Raw genomic sequence first — 22,391 nt, forward strand, 5'->3', positions numbered from 1 at the left:
GCTACAGTCGTTTCACGTGAACGCTGACGCCCTCCGCACTGGCCTGATTGTGGCGTTGGGGTCTGGGCTGGGGGCGCTGGCGCGCTTCCTGCTCCTGTTTTGGCTGAATCCGACCACGCCGGAGATGCTCGCCATGTCGGTCACTTTCGCCGTGAACCTGGCTGCCTGCTTTGCCATGGGCTATTTCAACCCAGGCCCGTTCTGGGGTGTGGGATTCCTCGGCGGCTTCTCCACGCTCTCTGCGGTCGCGCTCGCCAGCGCGCACAGCTCGGCTGCCTGGGCTTTGTTCATAATTGCACTTTGCTTATCCACGGCCACGTTAGCGTTCCTCGCCGGCTCCTCTACCCGAACGCACGCGCATGTTTAGTCAGGCGTCGTTACTCATCAGCGCTCTTGCCGTGTTTGTCGGCGGGCTCCTTGGCGGCTTTGTGCGCTGGTGTTTCATGACGGCCATCGACCATCCGCTGGCAGCTACACTGACGGCGAACCTCACTGCGTCTGCAATCATGGGGTTCACGCTTGCGTTGCCTGGCCAGTGGCAAACGTTTGCCGGCATTGGATTTGCTGGATCGCTGTCCACCTTGGCGATGCTGGCCCGTCAACTGGGTCAGCTCATTGACCAGCACGAATACGCCATCGCCGCCATCTACGGCGTGGGTACTGCGCTGCTTGCCGTGTGCGCCGCCGCAATCGGCATCCACTGGGCGCTCCTGGGCTTCGGCCCCGCCTAACTGCCTGCCGAAAACAATTCAGAAACAATTCCGAACAATTCGCTGACCAGGGAAAACGCCAGAAATTTCCCTTAATTCGACCCGAATTCTTCGCCTAATTGTTTCCGAATTGTTTTCCCGCGCCATTTCCGCCGAAAAAACAATTCCCTGGGGAAATGTATGATGCAATTATGAATACGCAGGCTTCCTTTGCAGCTCTTCCGCCGTTTGTGGCTTCGGCTCTTGAAAACATTTATGAGGGCCAGACTGCTGATTCGCAGGAGTCGCTCACTCTTGAGTTTAAGGAGGACCCGAGTCTGCGGGTTGGGGCGGATAGGGCGCGGGCGGGGCTTATGGAGAAGCTGATTGATGAGGCCGTGTGTATGGCGAATAGTGACGCCGGCACGGGTTATATCGTTGTCGGTGTTGCGGATAAGACACCTGGCCCAGATGCGTTTTTGGGGTGTGAGCTGGGCGAGGAGGATGTTGCCCAGTCAATTTTTGGGCATACGGTTCCGAATATGAACGTGGTGGTCACTGAGCATCATGTGTGGGGTGTTCGTTTGCTGGTGATCTATGTTCCTGAGGCGCGTGCGCTGTATACGCGTAAGAATGGTGCTGCGAAGCGTCGTCAAGCTGATGCGAAGTTTTCTTGCGCTCCTATGACTGAGGAGCAGCGGCGTTCGATTGATGCGGCGCGTCGTAACCCGGATTTCTCCAATGAGCCTTCGGATGTGGCTGTTGAGGACCTGCGTTTGCCGGTGATTGAGGAGGCGCGTCGCATGCTGCGGGCGCACCGCCAACGCTCCGGCAGCGACGCCTTGGTCCCAGCCACCACTGCGGGTTTGCTCAAGGAATTGGGGCTTTTGCGTGACGACGCACGCTTGAAGCGCGCCGGCGAAATCCTCCTCGCCGATCCGGATCCCACAGATATTGTGATCCAGCATTTGTGGCGTGATTTCCCCGGATCGGATCCCAAGGTCACGGAGATTTCGGAGCCGATTCTTCTGGCTTTACCTCGGCTGAGGCGGATCATTGCGGAGAAAGGTAACCAGGAAATTGAGCGTGTGCTTTTTGACGACGGCACCGAAACCGCAATCCCCCGCTTTCCCGCGCAGGCTGTCGATGAGGTCGTGTCCAACGCAGTCATCCACCGCGACTGGCGCATTCCCGGTCCGGTTGTTGTGGAGCAGTCCAACCGCACGCTGAAAGTATCTTCACCTGGCCCTTTGCCGCCGGGGGTGTCGGTGGGCAGGCTGCTATCAACGCCGTCTGTTCCAAGGAATAACCGCTTAATGGCTGCGATGCGCACCCTTGGCCTTGCGGAGGAAAGCTCCCGCGGTTTTGACCGCATGTGGGCGGCGATGATCCGGTCGGGGCGTGATGTGCCTGAGGTGGAGGCCACGCCGGCGCATGTGCAGGTGATTCTTGCCGCGCAGGAGCCCGATACAAATTTTGTGAAGGGCTTGCAGCGTTTGTCCCAAAGGTATGGCGAAGCGCTGATGAACAGCGTCGATGCACTGATTGTTCTTTGGCACCTCAACTCCGCACCGATTATCACTGAGCACACTGCCGCGGAGAAAACGCAAAGCTCTCCCCTGCTGGTTCGGGAACTGATGTCAGAGATGGTGGACCGTGGCGTGCTTCAGGCGGTTCGTGACGCTGACGAGTGGGTGCTCAGCGACGAAGCACGCAACCTACTTGGTCTTGCTAACCGTGAAGGTCTGCCCACGGTAAGTGTGCAGGAGTGGGTGGAGGCGCGTCTTGCAGACGGGGAAGCGCTCCAAGCCTCAGACATTGCCACCTTTGCGGGCATTAGCCCGGTGGAGGCCGGACGAATCTTGCGGCACCTGCGGTCTTTGGGCCGTGCTCGTATAGATCCCACGGGGCCGCAACGTGGACGAGGCACCCGCTGGATCAGCGCTTGAAACCGCACCAAAAACAATTCAAAACAATTCCGAACAATTCGCTGACCAGCAAAAACGTAAGACAATGCCCCTAATTCTCCCCGAATTCTTCGCCTAATTGTTTCCGAATTGTTTCTCCGATCCATTTCCACCAAAAAACAATTCCCTGGGGAAATGCCGCTATTGCGGCAACTATCCCCGGATTGGCAACATGCTGCCGCAATTCAAAAAAGCTCCCCCGGGCCAAGCCCAAGCCAAGCCCAAGCCAAGCTCAAGCACCCCAAACCCCGCCAACCAGCCCAGCTATTACACTGGCTAACCATGACTAACGCGAATCCCACCGCGCACCGCTACACCGCTGATCTGGCGAACACCATTGAGCAGAAGTGGCAGCAGTACTGGCGCGACAACGGCACGTTCAACGCTCCGAACCCCACGGGTGATTTGGCGCCACAGGCCTCCGATGGTGAAACGGCGCAGCTGCCGAAGGAGAAGCTGAACGTCCAGGACATGTTCCCGTACCCCTCTGGTGCGGGTCTGCACGTGGGGCACCCACTGGGCTACATTGCAACGGATGTGTACGCCCGCTACAACCGCATGCTGGGCAAAAACGTCCTGCACACGCTGGGCTACGACGCGTTTGGCCTACCGGCGGAGCAGTACGCAATCCAGACTGGTACGCACCCGCGCACCACTACTGAGGCCAACATTGCCAACATGGAGCGCCAGCTGGGTCAGTTGGGTTTGGGGCACGATAAGCGTCGTGCGGTGGCCACCACGGATCCGGATTTTTACAAGTGGACCCAGTGGATTTTCCTGCAGATTTATAACGCCTGGTTTGATGAGGACCTGCAGAAGGCCCGCCCGATCGAGGACCTGGTCAAGGACCTTCTTTCGGGCGCGCGTACTACGAAGGACGGTCGTGACTTCAAGGACCTGACCACGGAGGAAAAGCACAAGGCTATTGATGAGTTCCGCCTGGTCTACCTTGCGGATTCCATGGTCAACTGGTGCCCGGGCCTGGGCACGGTGCTGGCCAATGAGGAGGTCACGGCGGACGGCAAGTCTGAGCGCGGTAACTTCCCCGTCTACCGCAAGCGTTTGAAGCAGTGGATGATGCGCATTACGGATTACTCGGATCGTCTGCTGGATGATCTGGAGTTGCTGGATTGGCCGGAGAAGGTCAAAGCCATGCAGCGCAACTGGATCGGCCGCTCCCGCGGTGCGGAGGTGACGTTTGACTCCCCTGCTGGCCCGATTGAGGTGTTCACCACCCGTCCGGACACGCTGTTCGGCGCGACCTACGTGGTGCTCGCCCCAGAGCACGAGCTGGTCAATGAACTAACCACCGACGCTTACGCCGACGGTATCGACGCTCGCTGGACCAACGGCAAACCAACCCCGCGTGAGGCAATCAGCGCGTACCTGGACGCCATTGCCGCGAAGAGCGACCTTGAGCGCCAGGAGAATAAGGAAAAGACCGGCGTGTTCACCGGCTCGTATGCCACGAACCCGGTTAACGGTGAGCAGGTGCCAATCTTCATCGCGGACTACGTGCTCACTGGCTACGGCACGGGCGCGATTATGGCCGTGCCGGCTCACGATGAGCGTGACTATGAGTTCGCCACCGTCTTCGGCCTGCCGATCATCCCGGTGCTGGACGCCGACGTTTCCGAGGAAGCTTTTATTGGTGACGCCCCGCATATCAACTCCGCCAACCAAGACGGCCTGGATATCAACGGCCTGGGCAAGCAGGAGGGCGTCGACCGAGCGATTGCGTGGCTCGTGGATAAGCAAAAAGGCTCCGAAAAAATCCAGTACAAGCTGCGTGACTGGCTGTTTGCCCGCCAGCGCTACTGGGGCGAGCCGTTCCCGATTGTGTATGACGAAAACGGCCAGGCGCACGGCATTCCGGAGGACCAGCTGCCGGTAGAGCTGCCGGAGGTTGAGGACTACAAGCCGGTGTCCTTTGACCCGGACGACAAGGATTCGGAGCCTTCTCCCCCGCTGGCCAAGGCCACGGACTGGGTGAACGTGACCATGGATTTGGGCCATGGTGAGCAGCAGTATCGTCGTGACACGAACGTGATGCCGCAGTGGGCCGGTTCTTCCTGGTACCAGCTGCGATACATCGATCCGACGAACTCGGATGAGTTTGTCAACATTGAGAATGAGGAGTACTGGACCGGCCCGCGCGGTGAGAATGACCCGGGTGGCGTGGACCTGTACGTGGGCGGCGTGGAGCATGCCGTGCTGCACTTGCTCTACGCGCGTTTCTGGCACAAGGTGCTCTATGACCTGGGCTTTGTTACCTCCAAGGAGCCGTACCGCCGCCTGTTCAACCAGGGCTACATCCAGGCCTACGCGTTTACGGATTCCCGCGGTATCTACGTCCCGGCCGCCGAGGTTGAGGAAAAAGACGGCCGATTCTTCTTCGACGGCGAGGAAGTCAACCGCGAGTACGGCAAGATGGGCAAGTCCCTGAAGAACGCCGTGGCGCCGGATGACGTGGTGCGTGATTACGGTGCGGACACCCTGCGCGTCTACGAGATGTCGATGGGCCCGCTGGACACGTCTCGCCCGTGGGCGACGAAGGACGTTGTGGGTGCGCACCGCTTCCTGCAGCGCCTGTGGCGCCTGGTGGTGGATGAGGAAACCGGCAACGTCACCGTCACCGACAGCCCCCTGACCGGCGACGATGAGAAGCAACTGCACCGCACCATCGCTGGCGTGCGCGACGATTATGAGCACCTGCGCGACAACACTGTTGCCGCCAAGCTCATCGAGTACGTCAACTACCTGACCAAGGCCTACCCGATTGGCGCCCCACGCGCGGCCGTCACTCCTCTGGTGCAGATGGTCAGCCCGCTCGCGCCGCACATCGCTGAGGAATTGTGGGCACAGCTCGGCCACACAGGCACCATCACCTTTGAGCCATTCCCGACCTTTGATGAGCAGTTGCTTGTCGACGACACCGTGGAACTGCCCATCCAAATCAACGGGAAAGTCAAAGCGAGAATTGATGTTCCTACCGACGCATCCCAAGACGAGATCACCACAATTGCCCTTGCAGACCCGAAGGTTGTGGAACTGACCAACGGCAAGACCGTGGTGAAGACCATTGTGGTGCCGGGCCGCATGGTCAACCTTGTAGTGAAGTAAACAGCCACGAACGAAGGCCACGAACGAAGGAGAATTTTTGACTGTCCCCGACGACTTTGCCCGATTCGAAGTAAACTCCGCCGCTGATCTTGCGGGTGCTAACGCGCAGCGTTTCCATGGCACCCAGCTTGTAGACGGCTACTTTGGCGACACCGATACCCCACACCCGATCAACGACCCCGCGGCGAATGGCTACGGCCACACCAAAGGCACGGGCAAGTTGCGTGTGGGCCAGGCGATTGCCTGGACATTTGGTGTGTACAAGACCAACCCGAAGTTTTGGCTGGTCATCGGCCTGGTCATGGCGGTGTTGGGCGTTGCGGACCAGATCCCGGCGCTTGCGGTGCCTGGCCTGCTGTTTACCATTGCGCTTGTGCTGTTGGACCCGGTGTTTGCCAGCGCGGCGCTGCAGCAGACGTTAACGGCGCAGGTGGACAAGCCGAACTCCCCCGCCTACGGCAAGGCGTTGGGCGTGTCTGTGGTCAACCGCATGCTGGTGGGCCTTGTTGGTATCATCCTGGCCGGCATTGCGTTTGTGATCACGCTGGCTGTGACGGGTTTTGACCCGAACGCCTTTGGTGATGCGACCAACATGAGCCAAGAGCAAATCCAAGAGCAAATGATGAACATGGCTATCGCCGCGGCGCCCGGCGTGGTCGTTGGCGCCTTGGTGTTCGCACTGGTGGCGCCGTTTGCGGTGTACCCGGTGTTCTACGCCGCAGATAACGCGGGCAGCTTCGGCTTCTGCCTAGGCGAAGGCATGAAGGCCGCCAAGCGCAACTACGTCACTACCCTGCTGCTCTTGCTGTTTAGCCTGGTTGTTGGCGTGATTGCCGCGATCCCGGCTGCGGCGGTTGACGTGATGGGCTTCAACGTCTGGGCGGGCGCTGGCCTGAGCTTCCTGCTCACCGTGCTACTTGCGCCGCTGGTCTACCTGGCGCAGGCGCACGCCTACCGACAGGTCTCCGGCGGGCCAGTCCCTCACGAGGCCACCTCCTAGCGCGTGGCTGCCAAACGCTTCAGCGGTGGGCACAGGGTTTCTCCGGTGCTCGCCGTTTTCGTTTTCGCGGTAATCTTCGTGCTCACCCTGGGCAAGGCCTACTTTTCAGTACCCGGCCTGTGGGAGGCCCAAGCGCACGAGGTGCGCCAGCTGCGGTTGATTCCCTTTGAAACGTTCATCCACCCGCGGGTGTGGTGGGGCCCGTGGTTCAACCTGTTTGGCAACATCGCCCTGTTTGTGCCCGTGGGCTGGGTGTTTTTCCGCGACAGCGTGCGCCGCGCCACGCTCTGCGGCCTACTGCTCAGCTTGGGCATCGAAACCGCGCAGTACATCCTGGCGGTGGGCTTTTCGGATCTTGACGACGTCTGGTGCAACACCCTCGGCACCTACCTCGGCGCCCGCGCCGCCGCAGCTTGGTACGCGCGCCCGCGTTAGAAGCGCGCTAGATCCCGTGCTTGTAGTAGTCCAGCATGCGGCCAAACATGCGGCGAGCCTCCGGGGTGATTGCCATGTGCTTGCTGCTGTCATCCAAGGCCGCGAAGCTAATCAGCAGGCTCACAACATCCGAGAAGTTCTCGGGCATGCGGCCTAGCTTGTTTTCAATGCCGTACTCGGTGCCAAGGTTGAACATATTGCCCAGGGTGGTCAAGCTTTCACGCCACAGCGTTTCACCAAAGGCGTGTTCAAAGCCGCGCGCCCACTCCGGGATAAACACGCCGGTCATGTCGATGGAGTTGAGCAGGTCAAAGCCAAGATCTGTAACTTCCAGCGTTTTTTTACTGGTCACCCCGATAAAGCCGGCGCCTTCCAACAGCTTGCGCACTTCGTGGACTCCCGGGATGGATGTCTCGGTTGGGCGGGAGTACCAGGACGTGATATTGAGCACGTCACTGATCTCCTGGACCACAGCGGTAGGCAACTGGCCCTTTTTCGCGGTGAGCTTTACCGGGTCGAGGAAGATCTCCATCAGGTCGCGCACGACGTCATCCATCGTGGCCTCCTCGAATGCGCCGGGGAAGTCAGCCATCAGATCCGGGGACATCTCGTCCAGAAAATCAACCTCGGGCTCACCAAGGTGGGAATCAAAAAAGTCCGCCACCGCGGCAAGCAGGGTAGGGTTGCGGTCCGCCTCCGGGTCCGTCTGGATGATCTCGCGCAGGTCTGGGCGCGAGTCCAAAAAGTTCTCAAACTCTTCCGCCAGGTCCGCCTGGTGGAACGGCGCCTTGGCAAACTCCTCGCCGTAGAACAGTTCCTCCGCCGCCAGGCTGATACGCGTTGCCACGGCAACCTGGTCAGCCACCGTCAGCCGCTGCAGGATCCGCTCCGGGCTCATCACCGGCAGGTAGCTCAGCAGCAGGGGAGTGATCTCCATATTCGGTGCCAGACCTGCGGCGATACGGCGCGCCTCAATGCGGAACTTGGTCATCATCGCCGGACCATGCGCGGCCTCAACAATGTCGGGGCCCGCCGCGTCCACCAACGCCGGCGTCGGCGAATCCAACTGGGTTGGGCCGAGCAACTCAACGGCGATGTTCCAGTTCGCCGCCGGGTCATAGATATAGGTCATCGGGGTGATCTCCCCAACCGTAAGACTCGTCTCGCTCAGCTCCCCGGGACCAGGATGCGCCGTGTATAGCTTGCGGAAACCACCCTCACCCTGGGTGTACAGGTGCGTCGCCGCGCCGGAGAACCCAAACGCCGCATCAATCACCGCGCTGAGGTGACCCAAGTGCATCGCCGAATCCACGTTCACACAACGCGAGATCTCCGGGTCCGCGCCCTCCAAGGACAACAAGACAGTTACGTTCATGTTTTTCTACAACACCTTTCCCCCGAAGATGACCGCTCGGGCCTCTTCATTCCCCAGATTCTTTACGCCCCATGTGGCAGTACCAACGTCAGTGTAGCCAACAACTCCACGCGGAACAGGCGTATTTTGCAACGCAATCTCATCACTTGCCGCAAGCAGGCCATATTCAAAGTCTGGCTCAAGCGTCATTGCCACCTCCGCGCCGGGTGCCAGGCGGATCTCCGCGGCAACCAGTGGGGAAGGGGGAACAACGGGGGAGGTCTGCCCAAACATGGAGCCGACAAACACGCGGGCCTCACCAACCAGCTCCGTGGTCACGCTGCGCAGGGTAAAGACGTCCGGCTGGTAAATCTCCACCGTGCTCTCACCAGCGCCAGCGCCCGCACCATCAGCATCCACAACCGCATCCAGCTGCACGCCGTAGGCGGAAGCCCCAACGTCCACCAACACTTTGTCCCCGGAGGTCACCACGGCGCCCTGGCCAGCAGAGACTGCTTCGGAGAGGTGGTGGCGGTCGGTGAGAGTCAACGTGGCGTCGATAGGCAAAAGCACCGAAAAACGCCCCGGCTTCGGCGCCAAGCGACCAACAGCTACGAAATCCCATGCCCCAATGAGGCTCCCATGAGTGTGGACCATGTGCTGTATGGTACCTGCGTGCACCAACTTTCAGCAGGACTCATGCTAACGCTGGCGATATTCTCATCCGCCGGCCCACTGTCTATTGACATGTACCTGCCCGGCCTGCCGCAGCTGCAGCAGGAACTGGGTACCACCCCGGGCGCGGTACAGCTGACCATCTCCGCGTTCATGATTGGTATGGCGGTGGGCAACCTGCTGTTCGGCGCAATTTCAGACGGCACCGGACGCAAGCGCCCCCTGATCATTGCCAGTGTCATTTTCTTCCTCACGTCGGTGGCCTGTGCGCTCGCGCCGACCATTGCAACGCTGATCGCGGCGCGCTTCCTCCAGGGCCTGGCAGGCGGGTGTGTGATTGTGGTGTCGCGCGCCGTGGTGCCGGATATAGTGCACGGCGTGGCGGCGGCCCGCGCGTTTTCCGCCCTGCAGGCGCTCTCCGGCTTTATGCCGGCGTTTGCACCCGCGATCGGTGGGCTGCTGATTCCGTCGGTGGGGTGGCGCGGCGTGTTCTGGGTGCTGGCGGGTGTGAACCTGTTGCAGCTGGTTGTGGCGCTGCGCATGCCGGAAACACTGCCCGCGGAGAAGCGCTCGCCGGGTGCGCTGAGCGGCCTTGCCTCGCGTATTTGGCGCTGCCTGCAGCACCCCGTGTTCGTCGGCTACATGCTCGCTGGCTCGCTCGGCTTCGGCGCGCTCTTCGCCTACATCTCCGGCTCACCCCTGGTCCTGCAGGTCCAACTCGGCCAATCGCCCACCGCCTACGCGTTCACCTTCGGCGCGATCGCGCTGCTGTTTCCCATCTCCAACGCCTTGAACATGCGCGTGGTTCGCTCGGTTGCCCCCAGGAAGGTGTTGGTTTGGGCTTTGCTTATCGACGCCTGCGTGACCACCATCCTCATCATCCTTTCGCTGACCCGCCCATCGTTGGTCCCCGTGGTGGCCTGTCTTGCGATTTTGGCCATGATGTCCGGGTTCATCTCCGCAAACGCGGCGGCGCTTGCGGTGGAGGAGATCCGCGCGATCGGCGCGGGTGCCGGCAGCGGCGCGATGGGCTTTGCGCAGTTTTTGATCGCGGGCGTGGTCCCAGCACTTGTTGGTCTGGGTTCCAACCACGCGCTGACCATGTCGGTGGTGTCTCTGGTGTGCGCGGGCGCGGCGTTTGCGGGTATGCAGGTGCTCACCCGCGCCAAATAACTAGCGCTGGTCAGCGCTAGATAATCCTGCGGTCCTGGGCCTGCTGCACCGCCGCGGTGCGGTTATCCACCCCGAGCTTTTCGTAGATGTGGATCAGGTGCGTCTTCACCGTGGCCAGCGAGATGAACAGCTGGTCCGCGATCTGCCTGTTGGACGCCCCCGTTTTCAGCGCCTGCAGGATCTCAATCTCGCGCGCAGACAGTGCCTCGTTCGGGTTCATCACGCGATCCGCCAGCACGCCCGCCGCCTGGGGTGAAAGCACGCGCTCGCGCCGGGCGGCTTTGAGCACGGCGTCGTGGAGGTCTTCCTCGGGGGCGTCTTTCAGCAGGTAGCCCAAGGCACCGGCCTCCATGGCGGCCACCACGTCAGACTGCGTGTCATACGTAGTCAGGATCAGCACCGGGGGACCGCCCGCCTTGGTCAACCGCCTGGTCAGGTCGATGCCGCTTGAGCCCGGCATCTGGATGTCCGTGACCACCACGTCCACACCGTCCGGCACCTCGGCGTTGCCATTATCGGCCTCGGCAACCACCTCAACGTCACCAAAAGAATTCAGTACGGCGCGTAAACCCGCGCGGACGACCGGATGATCGTCTATAAGCATGATCCTGATCATTGTTCCTCCACAGGGACGCTGGCGGCGAGCACGGAGCCGTCGATAGTCAACGTGCCACCGACCTCAGCCAAACGAGCACGCAGACCCTTAATGCCAAAGCCTTCCTCGCCGATGATGCCATCACCGTTGTCATACACGTCCACCGTAGCCACACCACCAGAGCCGTCCCCAGAGACATCTACAGTGATCACCGCCAGATCCGCACGCGAGTGGCGCTCAATGTTGCTCACACCCTCGCGCACCACGCGCTCAATCACACTGGCCGCCGGCTCCGGCACGTCCGTATCCGCGTTGACCTGCACGCGAAGGGTACGGCCCAGCGCGCGCTGGCGCTCCTCGGCGCTTGCGGCAAGCTCATGAAGGCGCGTGGGCAGGGGAGCTGCCGGGGGAGCGTTGACCGCAACAAACCGCCGCGCCGCCGCCAGGTTTTCCGAGGCAGTCGCCCGAATCGTATCCAAGGTGGCGCGTGCCTCCTCGTTATCACCCAGCTGCTTATCCAACGCCCGGCCGAGCAACACGATAGAGCTCAAACCCTGCGCCATCGTGTCGTGCACCTCGCGCGACAAACGGGCCCGCTCCTCAGCCACACCCGCGGCATGCTCCAGCTCCTTATACATTTCCGTTTCCTGGCGAAGCGCCTGGTAGGCGTACACAATGAACACCGCCAGCAACGTGCCAATGGTTGGGCCGATAAAGCCCGCCCAACCCGCGTCCGGCACCGTGCGCGCAAGCGTTGCCCCCAACAACGCCGCCGCCACAGAAAGACCCAACCCGCTCGGCAACAGCAGCTGCGCCAAAATCACCAGCGGAAACTCCAACCACACAAACGCACTCGTGCGCACCCCAAGTGCGGCCCACAACGCAACGATCAGCGCCAGCCACGCATACGACGCCGCCCGTGACACCTCACGGCCCTGATGCGCCCACACCGTGCCCGCCAAATACACAGCAGCAAACGCCGCCACCAGAAGCAACGTCACCGAATTCAACGCTTCTCCTTGGCTTGCGCTTAACAAGCCAACACCAAGCAGCACAGCTGTCAGCACATGCAGGCTCACGCTCAACAGGACCAAAATACGGTTGGTGGTCTTCACAACGCACCAACCTATCAACCGAACGGTTGAGTCAGATTTCAACCGCCCGCCCGATGTGTAAACCCCCAGGTCACACGCACAATAGGGGCCATGTTCCTAGCTTTGAGAGAAATCACGAACGCCCGCGGGCGTTTCGGACTGATCGCCGGCACCGTCGCGCTGATCACCCTCCTGGTGGTCATGCTCACCGGACTCACCGCGGGCCTTGGCAAACAAAACACCTCCGCACTAGAAGCGCTCAACCCGCAATCCGTGGTGTTCCAAGACAACGAGGACCCATCATTTACCACCTCGCGTATCGACGCCGAAGCGGGCACGACGCCACTCGGCACCGCACAAACCCTGCTTACGCGAGCCGACGGCACCGAAGACGCCGTCGCCATCCTCGCCCTGCCCAAAGGCACCACGCTTCCCGGCGGCGAAATCCTCGGCGACGGCGCCATCGCGTCGACCTCCCTCGACCTCGCCGCGGGTGAGGTTGTGCGGGTGGGTGGGGAGCAGGTGAGCGTCGATAAGCTAACTAGCCCCCTGGAATTTGCCCACTCACCCGTACTGTGGGTGCCAACCGAAATCTGGCAAACCGCCATGCACACCGACGCCGACGGCACCGTGCTCCTCGCCGCCAACGACAGCGGGCTGAGCCTGCGCGAATCGTTTGCCGGCCTGCCCGCCTACGGCTCCGAACAAGGCTCCCTGCTCATGATCCAAGGGTTCCTCTACGCCATCGCCGCGCTGGTCATCGTCGCATTCCTCACCGTATGGACCATGCAGCGCACCCGCGACCTGGCCATCCTCAAAGCCATCGGCGGCTCCAACGCCTACCTGCGTAAAGACGCCCTCGGCCAGTCCGCAATCCTGCTCGGCTTCGGCGTGATCCTGGGCACCGGCATCGCACTCGCGCTTGGCGCACTCGCATCCGGCACCGTGCCATTCACGCTCAGCACACTGACCACCGTCGGCCCACCACTTGGCATCTTTGCCCTCGGCATGGTCGGCGCCCTGATAGCCACCCGCTCCATCACCAACGTCCAACCCCAGCTTGCACTCGGAGGCATCGCCTAAATGCTCACCATGGAAAACGTCACCGTCACCTTCAAAGACGGCCAAGACACCATCACCGCCCTCAACAACGCCACCTTCACCGCCAGAAGCGGCGAAATCACCTTCATCGTCGGCGAATCCGGCTCCGGCAAATCCACCCTGCTCTCCGCCGCCGCCGGCCTGATCACCCCCGACAGCGGCAGCATTCTTATCGACGCCACCCCCGTCACCAACCACACCCGCCTCACAAGGATCGGCATGATCTTCCAACAGGCGAACCTCATCGGGGCGCTCAACGTACGCGACCAGCTGCTGATCACCGACCACATGCGCGGCATCAAACCACGCAAAGACCGCGCCGACGAACTCCTAGCCAAGGTCGGATTGGACGGGCTCGGCGACCGCAAGATGCAGCAACTCTCCGGCGGGCAGCGCCAACGCGTCGGCATCGCCCGCGCGCTGATGGGGGAGCCCTCGCTCATTCTTGCCGACGAACCAACCGCCGCCCTCGACTCCACCCGCACCGAAGAAATCGTCGACCTACTTCGCACACTGGTTGCCGACACCGGCGTCGCCTGCGGCTTTGTCACCCACAACCGGTCCATGATCACCCCGGATGACGCCGTGTACGAAGTCCGCGACGGCCACGTCCAGCGCCTCAGCGCCCGCGAAACTGTGCTGGTTTAGCTGGCCGTTGGCTGTTGGCTGGGTTAGCTGGGTTAGCGCAGGCGCGGGCGCGAGAACCCGACCAACGTCACCAGTGCCGCCGCACCAAGCACCAGCGTGATCAACAGCGTGCCGCTTAAGTATCCCGCGTCCACCGTTGCCGCACCCAACGCGGAACCGGCGGCGATACCCACCTGGAACGTCACCACGTAAATGGAACTAGCCATGTCCTGGTTGCCCTTGCCGGCGTGCATGAAGATTGTGGTCGCCGCCGTGGGCAGAGTGCCCGAGGACATGCCCAACAACGCAACTGCCACAAACATCAGCACGCCGCTTTGTTGCTGGAGGGCGAGAAGGCCGGTGGACGCGGACGTCATTAAGAAAAGTGCATCAAAGCCGTTAAGCCGGATCATGCGGGCATCCACCCGGCGGCCCGCAACCAACACAAAGATAATGCCCACCACGCCATAGAGCGCCAAGCCCGGCGCGACCCACCGCTCACCAGCCGTATCTTGCAACAACAACGCCAGATACGTAAACGTGGCAAACAGCGCCGTGACCGAAAACGTTAAGTAAAACACCAACGACGGCAACGCCGACTTCGTCTTCTGCACATTTGTGGTCTTGACCGGGGGCTTCGCTGGCATGCTCGGCAGCGTCTTCAACAGCAGCAGAAACGCCACAATCGCGCCAACACCCAGCAACCACGTGGCGTTGCGCCACCCAATCGCGTGGCCAACCGCGGTGGTCAGGGGAGCGCCCAGCACCGTCGACATCGTCGAGCCAAACGACACCGCCGCCACCGCCTTACCCATCTGCCCCGCCGGCGCCAACCTCGCCGCCATCGGGTTCACCAGGGACCAAAACAACCCATGCGTAAACGCCGCCGTCACACGACCAACCACCAACATGGGATAACTCGTAGCGATCGCCTGCAACACAATGCCCGTGAGCAAAAACACCAGCGTGGCAATAAACAACGGCCTGCGGTTCATCCGCCGCGTGTAATGCATCAACGGGATAGTCACCACGGCAACCAAACCCGCGTACACCGTCATAAGCAGGCCGATCTGACCCTCCGTCACGCCCAGGTCAACCGCCATTGGGGAGATCAACCCAATCGCAAACATCTCATACGTGACGTACACAAACGCCGCGAAGCTCATCGCCATCAGCGGCACGATCTGCATCTGGGACTTTGGTGCTTGTTTTGGTGTTACGGGATTTGGTGTGGGTTTTGGTGTGGGTTTTTGCACGCTTGCACCATACGCGCCTTCGCGTGATGCGGCCGAACTGCGTCACTGAACTGCGGGGGCCTGCGTGCCGACGCCAGCCTGTTCCCGCGCCGCCCCGCCCTGGCCCGCCCTGGCCGCGTTTCGGCCGTGCACCGGGTTGCTCTGGCCGTGCTCCGGCTCGCTCCGGACCTCTCCGGACCTAAACCCCGAACGGAAGAGTACGGATAGACCGTGTTTTGGGTATCTATCCGTAGTGTTGTGTACGGGGTTTATCCGAACAGGCGTGCTTCGACCGTGCTCCGGGTTGGTTCTGAGCGTAAACCCCGTTTACAGGACCCCGTTTTCGTGCCGTTTTAGGGGTCTAAACGGGGTGGGGTAGACGGGTTTTGGCTTGGAGGGCGTGCATGGGTTGCCCCGAGGCCTTTTGCCGAGCACGCGGTACCCCGTTCTGACCCGCCATGGCCGTGCACCGGGTTGCTCTGGCCGATGGCGGACCTCTCTGGACCTCTCCGGACCTAAACCCCGAACGGAAGAGTACGGATAGACCGTGTTTTGGGTATCTATCCGTAGTGTTGTGTACGGGGTTTATCCGAACAGGCGTGCTTCGACCGTGCTCCGGGTTGGTTCTGAGCGTAAACCCCGTTTACAGGACCCCGTTTTCGTGCCGTTTTAGGGGTCTAAACGGGGTGAGGTAGACGGGTTTTGGCTTGGAGGGCGTGCATGGGTTGCCCCGAGGCCTTTTGCCGAGCACGCGGTACCCCGTTCTGACCCGCCATGGCCGTGCACCGGGTTGCTCTGGCCGATGGCGGACCTCTCTGGACCTCTCCGGACCTAAACCCCGAACGGAAGAGTACGGATAGACCGTGTTTTGGGTATCTATCCGTAGTGTTGTGCTCGGGGTTTAGCCGACAGGGGCGCGCAGGGCCAAGTTGGACGCGCTCGCAGGCGCGCGCTCGCAAGCATGCGCAGGCACACGCAAACGCAAACGCACACGCAAACATGCAACAAGCGACGTCAGGGCAGGGGAGCGGCGGCGAGTCGGCTACGATCACGCCTTGTGCCAGACGCAACACCAAACCCGGGCCCAAACACCGGCTCAAACCCACCGCCAAACGCAGGGACAAACGCCCAAGCGCACCAAGCGCGACACGCCCAAGCGCACCAAGCGCGACACGCCCAAGCGCACGAGGCGCACAACGCCCAAGCGCAACACGCCCAAGCGCACAACGCCCAAGCGCACAACGCCCAGGCGCACGAAGCGCGACACGCCCAGGCGCACGAAGCGCGACACGCCCAGGTGCACGAGGCGCACAACGCCCAAGCGCAACACGCCCAAGCGCACAACGCCCAGGTGCACGAGGCGCGACACGCCCAGGCGCACAACGCCTGCGAAGCGCGACGCGCGATGCCGCCTCTGCTGCCGCCGTCCATTCCGTATACGCCGCCGGATTGGACGTCCCGGAATGGGGAGACGTATGGGAATATTGGGCAGTTTGATCGTCGTCACGCAGGCGTGCTCGTGTTTGTGATTGTGTTGTGTGGGGTGCTGGTTGTGGCGGCGCGGAGGCTGCCGCGCAACAAACGGGAGGCGGCGCGCAAGGTCGCCGGGGCGGTCCTGGGTATCTGCGTTACCGCGTACTACCTGTGGGTTTTGCACCCGGATCGCATTGTGTGGGATGAGACGGCGCCGTTCCATGTCACTGATGCCCTGCGGGTGGTCACGCCGATCGCTCTGCTTACCGACGCCCCCCTGCCCCAAGCCCTCTCCTTCTACTGGGGATTCCTGCTCAATCCGATGGCGCTGCTCACGCCGGACATGGCATACGTGCAGCGCTACCCGGGGCTGCAGGAGTTTGCGTACTGGTTTTTCCACACGGCGGCGCTGGTGGTGCCAACCGTATTGACGTTCGCGTTTGGCTACCGGCCGTCCTGGAAAGACTGGCGCATCGTTACCGCCATCACGTTTGCGTGGGCGGGGTTTGCGCAGGTGATGAACAAGATCACGGGCGGCAACTACATGTTTGTGGCGCGCCACCCGCGCGGCTGGAGCCTGCTGAACCTGTTCGGCCCGTGGCCGTATTATCTGCTGGTGGTCGCGCCGGGCATCCCGCTGGTGTGGGCGGGGATGACCTGGCTGGCCAACCGCAAAAGCCGCAAAAACTAGCGCACAAAACTAGCGGCTGCTGACCTTGCCGGTCGCCCCCGCGACGGGCGCAACAAACCGCGGCTTTGCCAGGAACCACGCCACGGCAATCACAACAACCGCACCGAGGAACACCCACACGCCGGTCCAGTCGGTGGCGTAGGTGGAGGGGTCGACGTCGCCACGCGCGGCGAACATGCCGGCCATGTTGCGTCGGAACCCGGTGGCCAGCACTAACCCGAGGTGCACCACGATGAACACCAGGAAGTAGATCATCACCGGGAAGTGGATCTTGCGTGCCAGCGGCGCGGTCAGCACCTTGCTGGCGTGCGTCCATTTTTCGGACCAGAAGCTGCTCATGCGCAGACCCGACAGGATGGCTAGCGGTGCCGCGATGAACACGGTGGTGAAGTAGGCCAGCTCCTGCAGGGCGTTGTAGTGTACCCAGCCGTTTTCCAGCGGCCAGTCCAGCGAGAGGTATTGCAGTCCGGCGGACACCGCGTTGGGGAACACGTCCCAGCTGGTGGGCACAATCCGCACCCAATGCCCGGTGGCGAACAGCAGGATGTAAAAGACCAGTCCGTTGATCACCCACAGCACGTCGAGCGCTTGGTGAAGCCACAGCGTCAGGCTGATTTTCTTGCTCGGCGCCCACCTCGGCGCCCAGTATCCCTCGGGTTTGCGTTCGTTGCGCACCTGCAGCCCGGTGCGCACGATCAGCACCATCAGGAACATGTTGAAGAAGTGCGCCCAGCTCAGCCAGGCCGGGAAGCCGACGGGTGCGTCGTCTGGAAGCGGCTGAGTGCCAGGATGCTTATCGACGAACCCCTGCCCCCACCCCGTACCCAACACCATTCGAGCAACGACAACGGCCACCACGCCAAGCACAACAGCGCCAACCAGCCACCACAGCCACCCAAGCTTCTTGGGCGCGGCTGGTGCAGCTGCGGCTGTCGGGGCTGCTGCAGCTGGCGCTGGCTGCGTCTCCGCAACTGGCTCTGCAGCCGGTTCCGCAGCGGCTTCCGGTGCCGGTTCCGCGATTGGTGCAGCGGCGTACACGCGCACGGGGACCTGTGCAGAATCCGCTTCCGGCCACGCGGGTCCACCGGCAACGCGGGGGAGCCCGCGGCGCAGCGCCACGGCCTTAGTCGCGACAGCCGGTTCCGCGGCAGTTTCGGCCAGCGCGGCAGCGGGCGCAAGAGCGTTTTCGCGGTATGCACGCACGGGGACCTGTGCAGAATCCGCTTCCGGCCACGCGGGCCCACCGGCAACGCGCGGGAGCCCGCGGCGCAGCGCCACGTTCATCGTGGCCACGCCAGCTGAAACGCCAGCAGCACCAGCAGCACCAGCAGCACCAACGCCAGCAGCGGCAACCGCAGGCTCAGCGGCAGGTTCGGGGAGCGCCGGCCCGACGGCGTCGGCGGGTGGCCAGGGTTCGCCGCCTGCAACACGGGGTAGGCCGCGTCGTAAAGAAATGCTCACGGCTACGCCTTACGTTCGTTGATTGCGGCGATGAGCTGCGGCACAACTTCAAAGATGTCGCCGACGACGCCGAAGTCCGCGACCTCAAAAATCGGCGAATCCGCATCCGTATTCACAGCCACAATCGTGTCCGCGGTCTGCATGCCCACCAGGTGCTGGATCGCACCGGAAACACCAAGCGCAATGTAGAGCTGCGGCGACACCAGCACACCGGTCTGGCCCACCTGGTGATCGTTGGAGACGTACCCGTTGTCCACGGCCACACGCGTCGCACCAACCGCGGCACCCAGCGCATCCGCCAGCCCGCCGACGAGCTCCTCGAACTGCTCGGCCGAACCCGTCGCCGCACCACCGGTGACCACGCGGTCCGCGGTGCGCAGCGGCGGTCGCGCCGACTCGTCGGTCACCGCGGTGCGCGACACCACCGTCGCCGCACGCCTGCCGGTCAGCTCAACCTCCAGCGTTTCCACCTCGGCTGCCTGGGGCTTTGCTTGCTTTTCGACGCCCCCCTGACGCACCGTCACCACCGGCGCACTATGCGTCGCCGCGCCAACGGTGAGGTAGTTGCCGCCGAAGACGGAGTGGTCGGTGATCACGCCTTGGTCGTCGCGGCGGATAGACGTGACGTCTGAAAGCAGGGCGCGCTTCTCACGCACTGCCACGCGCGCGGCGGCGTCGCGGCCCTCCACGTTGTTGGCAAAGAGGATCGCTGCTGGGTTGGTGGCGGTGATGGCGGCTACGGTGGCGTCGGCAAGCGGGATGCTCAACACGTCCTTCGGCAGGCTCGCGACCAGCACCTTCGCCGCGCCAAGCTCACCCAACTGACTCGCGATCGCCTCGCTGGCGGTCAACGCAACCGGCGTGCCGATCTCACTTGCCGCGCCAAGAAGCTCTGCGGCTGTCTCAAGGGAGTCAATAACAACAAGAACTGGCTGTGTCATAGCGTCTGTCATGGTGCGTCTCCTTTAGATGAACTTCTTCTCGGCCAGGAAATCGGCGATTTGGGTGGCGGCGGTGCCGTCGTCATGAATCAGCGTGCCCGCCTCACGCGGCGGACGCTGGCTCGCCTCAACAACAATCGCGCGCGCCGGGGCGAAATCATTCGCGTCAATCCCCAGATCCGCCAACGTCAGCGTGTCCAGTTCCTTCTTCTTCGCGGCCATCAGGCCCTTGAAGTTGGGGAAGCGCGCGTCCGGAAACGCGTCCGTCACCGAAATCACGGCGGGCAGCTCGGCGGAAAGCTCCATCGTGGCGCCGTCGCTCGCGCGCGTCGCGGTGACCGTGGAGCCGGCGACCTCCACCTTTGTCAGGTTGGTCAGCGCCGGCCAATCCAGCAGCTCCGCCACCATGGTCGGGATCACGCCGCCCGCACCGTCACTGGACACGTTTCCGGCTACCACAAGGTCATATTCTTCACGACGCACCAACGCCGCCAACACCTCCGCCGTCAGCGTAAAGTCCGCGCCGATCAGGGAGTCGTCGCTAACAATGTGGGCGTTTTCGGCGCCCATCGCGATGCCTTTCCTAATGTTCGCGTCTGCCGACGCCGGCGCCACCGACAACAACTCCACCTCACCACCGGTGGCCTCAGCGATAGTCAGCGCGGCCTCCACGGCGCGCTCCACCGCCTCGTCCGCAACGTTGTCACCAGTGCGAACAGCCAAACCCGTCTCTAAATTCAGTTCGCGTTCGCCGTACGTGTCCGGCACCTCTTTAAATAGCACTGCGATGCGCATCGCTTCTGTTACTCCTGGCTTCGGTGTTGTTAGGTGTTGCTCTAGCTTATGCTCCCCTAACCGTAGTGCTTCACCGCCACCTGCAGGAAGTCGGCGCGGATAGGTGCTTCCGCCGAGCCTCTGCAAAAAGTGAATAGATGCTCGGTCACAGCCTTAAGTTTCTAAAACCCGACCCTCTGACCGAGCATCTACTCACAAAAAGTGCGAGCCTTGGCGAAAGCACCTATCCCCAGAACGGCGGTCGGGCTGGGTGTGTCAGGCTGGGTGTTGGGCCAGGTGTGTCGGGCTAGGTGAGGCAGGCGGTGGCGTCGCGCACGAACGTTGCGATGCGGCTCGCCGGGGCCGTCGCGTTCCCATATGGCGTGCGAGCGGCAAGACTTGCGGCAACCGCGTGGACAACCACGGACTGTGCGGCGACCTCGTCGGCGGGAATGTCGAGCGGGGCCTCGGCTGCGGCGAGCGCAAGGCGCGCGCCCATCAGGCCGCTGAGCACGTCGCCGGAGCCAGGCGTGGCCGCCCAGGAGTGGCCGGCGTCAACCGCGTACGCGTAGTCCCAGCCTGTGGTGCCTGCGTTGGTAGCGGCGGTGTCTGTGATGCCAGTCGCAGGGCCGGTGGAGGGGCCGGCGGCGGTGTGGTCCGCGATGATCGTGACGCGGCCCTTGCGCACGACCGTGCAGCGCAGCGCCTTCGCCAGCGCGAGGGTTTCCTCAAGGCGCGAGGCACCCGCGCCGGCGGCACTAGCGGCAGTGCCAGGGCCGGCCGAAGCACCGGCCGCGCCGGCGAAGACCGCGTCGTGGAGGCGGGCGAACTCGCCATCATGCGGCGTGAGCACCGTCGGGGCGGAGCGTGAAACAAGGAGATCGCGCAGGGTGGGGGAGGAGGCGAGGAGGGTGGTGCCGGTGGCGTCGATAAGCAAAGGCTCCGGGCGGGCGAGCAGCCAGCGCAGGTCGGCTTCGGAGGTGCTGCCGGGGCCGAAGACCCAGGCCTGGACGCGGCCGCAGTCTTCGAGGCGCTCGACGGCGACGACCTCCGGCATCGCGCGCACGACCTCGGCCGCCTGCGTGCCCACGTAACGGACCATGCCTGGGGTGGCGTTGACGGCGCCGAGGCAACTCAACACCGCCGCGCCCGGGAACTCCGCGCTGCCTGCAACAATGCCGACAACGCCGCCGGTGTACTTGTCCGAAGACGGGCCGGGCGTGACGGGGGCGACGTCGAAGGGTTCCAACACAGCGAACTCGTCAGGGAACGCTTCCGGCAAGGGCTCACCTGACACGGCGCGGGAGGCAAACAGCATCATGGTGTCGCCGAGCTCGCCGTCGTCGGACATCGCCTCAAGCTCCAGCGCAAGACTGTGCTGGCCAAGGCGAATATCGGCCAGCAGTTGGGTGCCGCAGGCGGGGTGGAGGACGTGGGCGCGCCGCCAACCGCCGAAAGTGATCGTGGCATCCGCGGTGATGTGCAGCTCACCCGCCAAGCCGGTGTCCGCCTCCACTCCAGACGGCAGGTCCACCGCAAGCGTGGGTAGTTCAGCCACGTCTTCCACAAGTGGGCGCAGAGACTCGTCGAGGCTGGGGCGGGCGGAGAGGCCGGTTATTGCGTCGATAAGCAGGCTGTACTCCCAAGGCCTATCCAGCGCAGAGATGACCCGGCCGCCGGCGGCAACAAACGCATCGAGGGCCGACTGGTGCGCGCGACCGGCGGTGAGCAGCGCATCAACCGGGTGGCCGCCGGCGGCAAGCGTCGCGCCGGCATAGAGCCCATCGCCGCCATTGCCGCCGGGACCTGCGAGGATGACCACGGGCTCGCGCGGCGCGAGCATCACCGACGCCGCCTCCGCCACCGCATCAGCTGCCGCCCGCATCATCGCCTCCGGGTCCTCAGTGTGGGTGCGCAGCCGCCGCTCCGCCTCAAGGATTTGCGCAACTGTCCAGGTGAAGTGCTCCATGCGGTGTAAGCGTA

At 62.9% G+C, this 22,391-nt stretch carries 19 protein-coding genes; 10 read left to right on the forward strand and 9 right to left on the reverse strand.

What is annotated here, in order from left to right; genetic code table 11:
* The first annotated feature begins 16 nt into the window (after window positions 1-16).
* From AK829_RS10260 to AK829_RS10285, 6 genes are all read left to right on the forward strand, one after another.
* Window positions 17-367 (forward strand): CrcB family protein, encoded by a 351-nt coding sequence (locus tag AK829_RS10260; protein ID WP_052205741.1) that lies wholly within the window; start codon window positions 17-19, stop codon window positions 365-367.
* The gene (locus AK829_RS10265) at window positions 360-731 is read left to right on the forward strand and encodes a FluC/FEX family fluoride channel (RefSeq protein ID WP_052205742.1); all 372 of its coding nucleotides are present in this window, start codon (window positions 360-362) and stop codon (window positions 729-731) included. The genes AK829_RS10260 and AK829_RS10265 overlap by 8 nt, the downstream gene beginning before the upstream one ends.
* Window positions 732-901: 170 nt before the next feature.
* Window positions 902-2,638 (forward strand): RNA-binding domain-containing protein, encoded by a 1,737-nt coding sequence (locus AK829_RS10270; protein ID WP_070494501.1) that lies wholly within the window; start codon window positions 902-904, stop codon window positions 2,636-2,638.
* A 300-nt stretch (window positions 2,639-2,938) separates the two neighbouring features.
* Window positions 2,939-5,779, forward strand: coding sequence for a leucine--tRNA ligase (gene leuS, locus AK829_RS10275; protein ID WP_052205744.1), 2,841 nt, complete (start codon window positions 2,939-2,941; stop codon window positions 5,777-5,779).
* 37 nt (window positions 5,780-5,816) lie between these two features.
* Window positions 5,817-6,779, forward strand: coding sequence for a hypothetical protein (locus AK829_RS10280; RefSeq protein ID WP_052205745.1), 963 nt, complete (start codon window positions 5,817-5,819; stop codon window positions 6,777-6,779).
* Window positions 6,780-6,782: 3 nt separating this feature from the next.
* Window positions 6,783-7,214 (forward strand): VanZ family protein, encoded by a 432-nt coding sequence (locus AK829_RS10285; protein ID WP_083278918.1) that lies wholly within the window; start codon window positions 6,783-6,785, stop codon window positions 7,212-7,214.
* Between the two features lie 7 nt (window positions 7,215-7,221).
* Here AK829_RS10285 and AK829_RS10290 read toward each other — a convergent pair whose 3' ends face one another.
* A complete protein-coding gene (locus AK829_RS10290) occupies window positions 7,222-8,589 on the reverse strand; it encodes an IS1096 element passenger TnpR family protein (protein ID WP_052205747.1) in 1,368 nt (455 codons plus the stop codon).
* A gap of 6 nt (window positions 8,590-8,595) precedes the next feature.
* Window positions 8,596-9,225, reverse strand: coding sequence for a pirin family protein (locus AK829_RS10295; RefSeq protein ID WP_157045354.1), 630 nt, complete (start codon window positions 9,223-9,225; stop codon window positions 8,596-8,598).
* An 18-nt stretch (window positions 9,226-9,243) separates the two neighbouring features.
* On the opposite strand from AK829_RS10295, the gene AK829_RS10300 reads away from it, so the two are divergent.
* Complete coding sequence (locus AK829_RS10300) at window positions 9,244-10,416, forward strand: multidrug effflux MFS transporter (RefSeq protein ID WP_232305731.1); 1,173 nt, start codon at window positions 9,244-9,246, stop codon at window positions 10,414-10,416.
* Between the two features lie 16 nt (window positions 10,417-10,432).
* On the opposite strand, the gene AK829_RS10305 is transcribed toward AK829_RS10300, so the two are convergent.
* Window positions 10,433-11,032, reverse strand: a complete 600-nt coding sequence (locus AK829_RS10305) for a response regulator (RefSeq protein ID WP_052205750.1) — start codon at window positions 11,030-11,032, stop codon at window positions 10,433-10,435.
* A complete protein-coding gene (locus AK829_RS10310) occupies window positions 11,029-12,126 on the reverse strand; it encodes a sensor histidine kinase (protein WP_052205751.1) in 1,098 nt (365 codons plus the stop codon). Before AK829_RS10310 ends, AK829_RS10305 begins: the two co-directional genes overlap by 4 nt.
* 90 nt (window positions 12,127-12,216) lie before the next feature.
* Between AK829_RS10310 and AK829_RS10315 the strand changes: the two genes are divergently transcribed.
* Window positions 12,217-13,188: an ABC transporter permease gene (locus AK829_RS10315; protein WP_052205752.1), complete on the forward strand. Its 972-nt coding sequence runs from the start codon at window positions 12,217-12,219 to the stop codon at window positions 13,186-13,188.
* Window positions 13,189-13,854, forward strand: coding sequence for an ABC transporter ATP-binding protein (locus AK829_RS10320; RefSeq protein WP_052205753.1), 666 nt, complete (start codon window positions 13,189-13,191; stop codon window positions 13,852-13,854).
* A 32-nt stretch (window positions 13,855-13,886) separates the two neighbouring features.
* Here the strand turns inward: AK829_RS10320 and AK829_RS10325 are convergent, their stop codons facing one another.
* Window positions 13,887-14,999, reverse strand: coding sequence for an MFS transporter (locus AK829_RS10325; protein ID WP_083439926.1), 1,113 nt, complete (start codon window positions 14,997-14,999; stop codon window positions 13,887-13,889).
* A 1,126-nt stretch (window positions 15,000-16,125) separates the two neighbouring features.
* Here AK829_RS10325 and AK829_RS10335 point away from each other — a divergent pair.
* Window positions 16,126-17,232 (forward strand): TMEM164-related integral membrane acyltransferase, encoded by a 1,107-nt coding sequence (locus AK829_RS10335; RefSeq protein WP_232305732.1) that lies wholly within the window; start codon window positions 16,126-16,128, stop codon window positions 17,230-17,232.
* Window positions 17,233-17,241: 9 nt separating this feature from the next.
* On the opposite strand, the gene AK829_RS12325 is transcribed toward AK829_RS10335, so the two are convergent.
* From AK829_RS12325 to AK829_RS10355, 4 genes are all read right to left on the reverse strand, one after another.
* Window positions 17,242-18,693, reverse strand: a complete 1,452-nt coding sequence (locus AK829_RS12325) for a cytochrome b/b6 domain-containing protein (RefSeq protein ID WP_083439836.1) — start codon at window positions 18,691-18,693, stop codon at window positions 17,242-17,244.
* A 2-nt stretch (window positions 18,694-18,695) separates the two neighbouring features.
* Window positions 18,696-19,646 carry an electron transfer flavoprotein subunit alpha/FixB family protein gene (locus AK829_RS10345; RefSeq protein WP_052205756.1) on the reverse strand — a complete coding sequence of 317 codons (951 nt, stop codon included), beginning with the start codon at window positions 19,644-19,646 and terminating at the stop codon, window positions 18,696-18,698.
* Window positions 19,647-19,658: 12 nt separating this feature from the next.
* The gene (locus AK829_RS10350) at window positions 19,659-20,429 is read right to left on the reverse strand and encodes an electron transfer flavoprotein subunit beta/FixA family protein (RefSeq protein WP_052205757.1); all 771 of its coding nucleotides are present in this window, start codon (window positions 20,427-20,429) and stop codon (window positions 19,659-19,661) included.
* Window positions 20,430-20,715: 286 nt separating this feature from the next.
* Window positions 20,716-22,377 (reverse strand): bifunctional ADP-dependent NAD(P)H-hydrate dehydratase/NAD(P)H-hydrate epimerase, encoded by a 1,662-nt coding sequence (locus AK829_RS10355; protein WP_052205758.1) that lies wholly within the window; start codon window positions 22,375-22,377, stop codon window positions 20,716-20,718.
* Window positions 22,378-22,391 lie beyond the last annotated feature (14 nt).

Origin of the sequence: Corynebacterium riegelii (assembly GCF_001263755.1) — a bacterium.
In the GTDB taxonomy this organism is placed as follows: domain Bacteria; phylum Actinomycetota; class Actinomycetes; order Mycobacteriales; family Mycobacteriaceae; genus Corynebacterium; species Corynebacterium riegelii.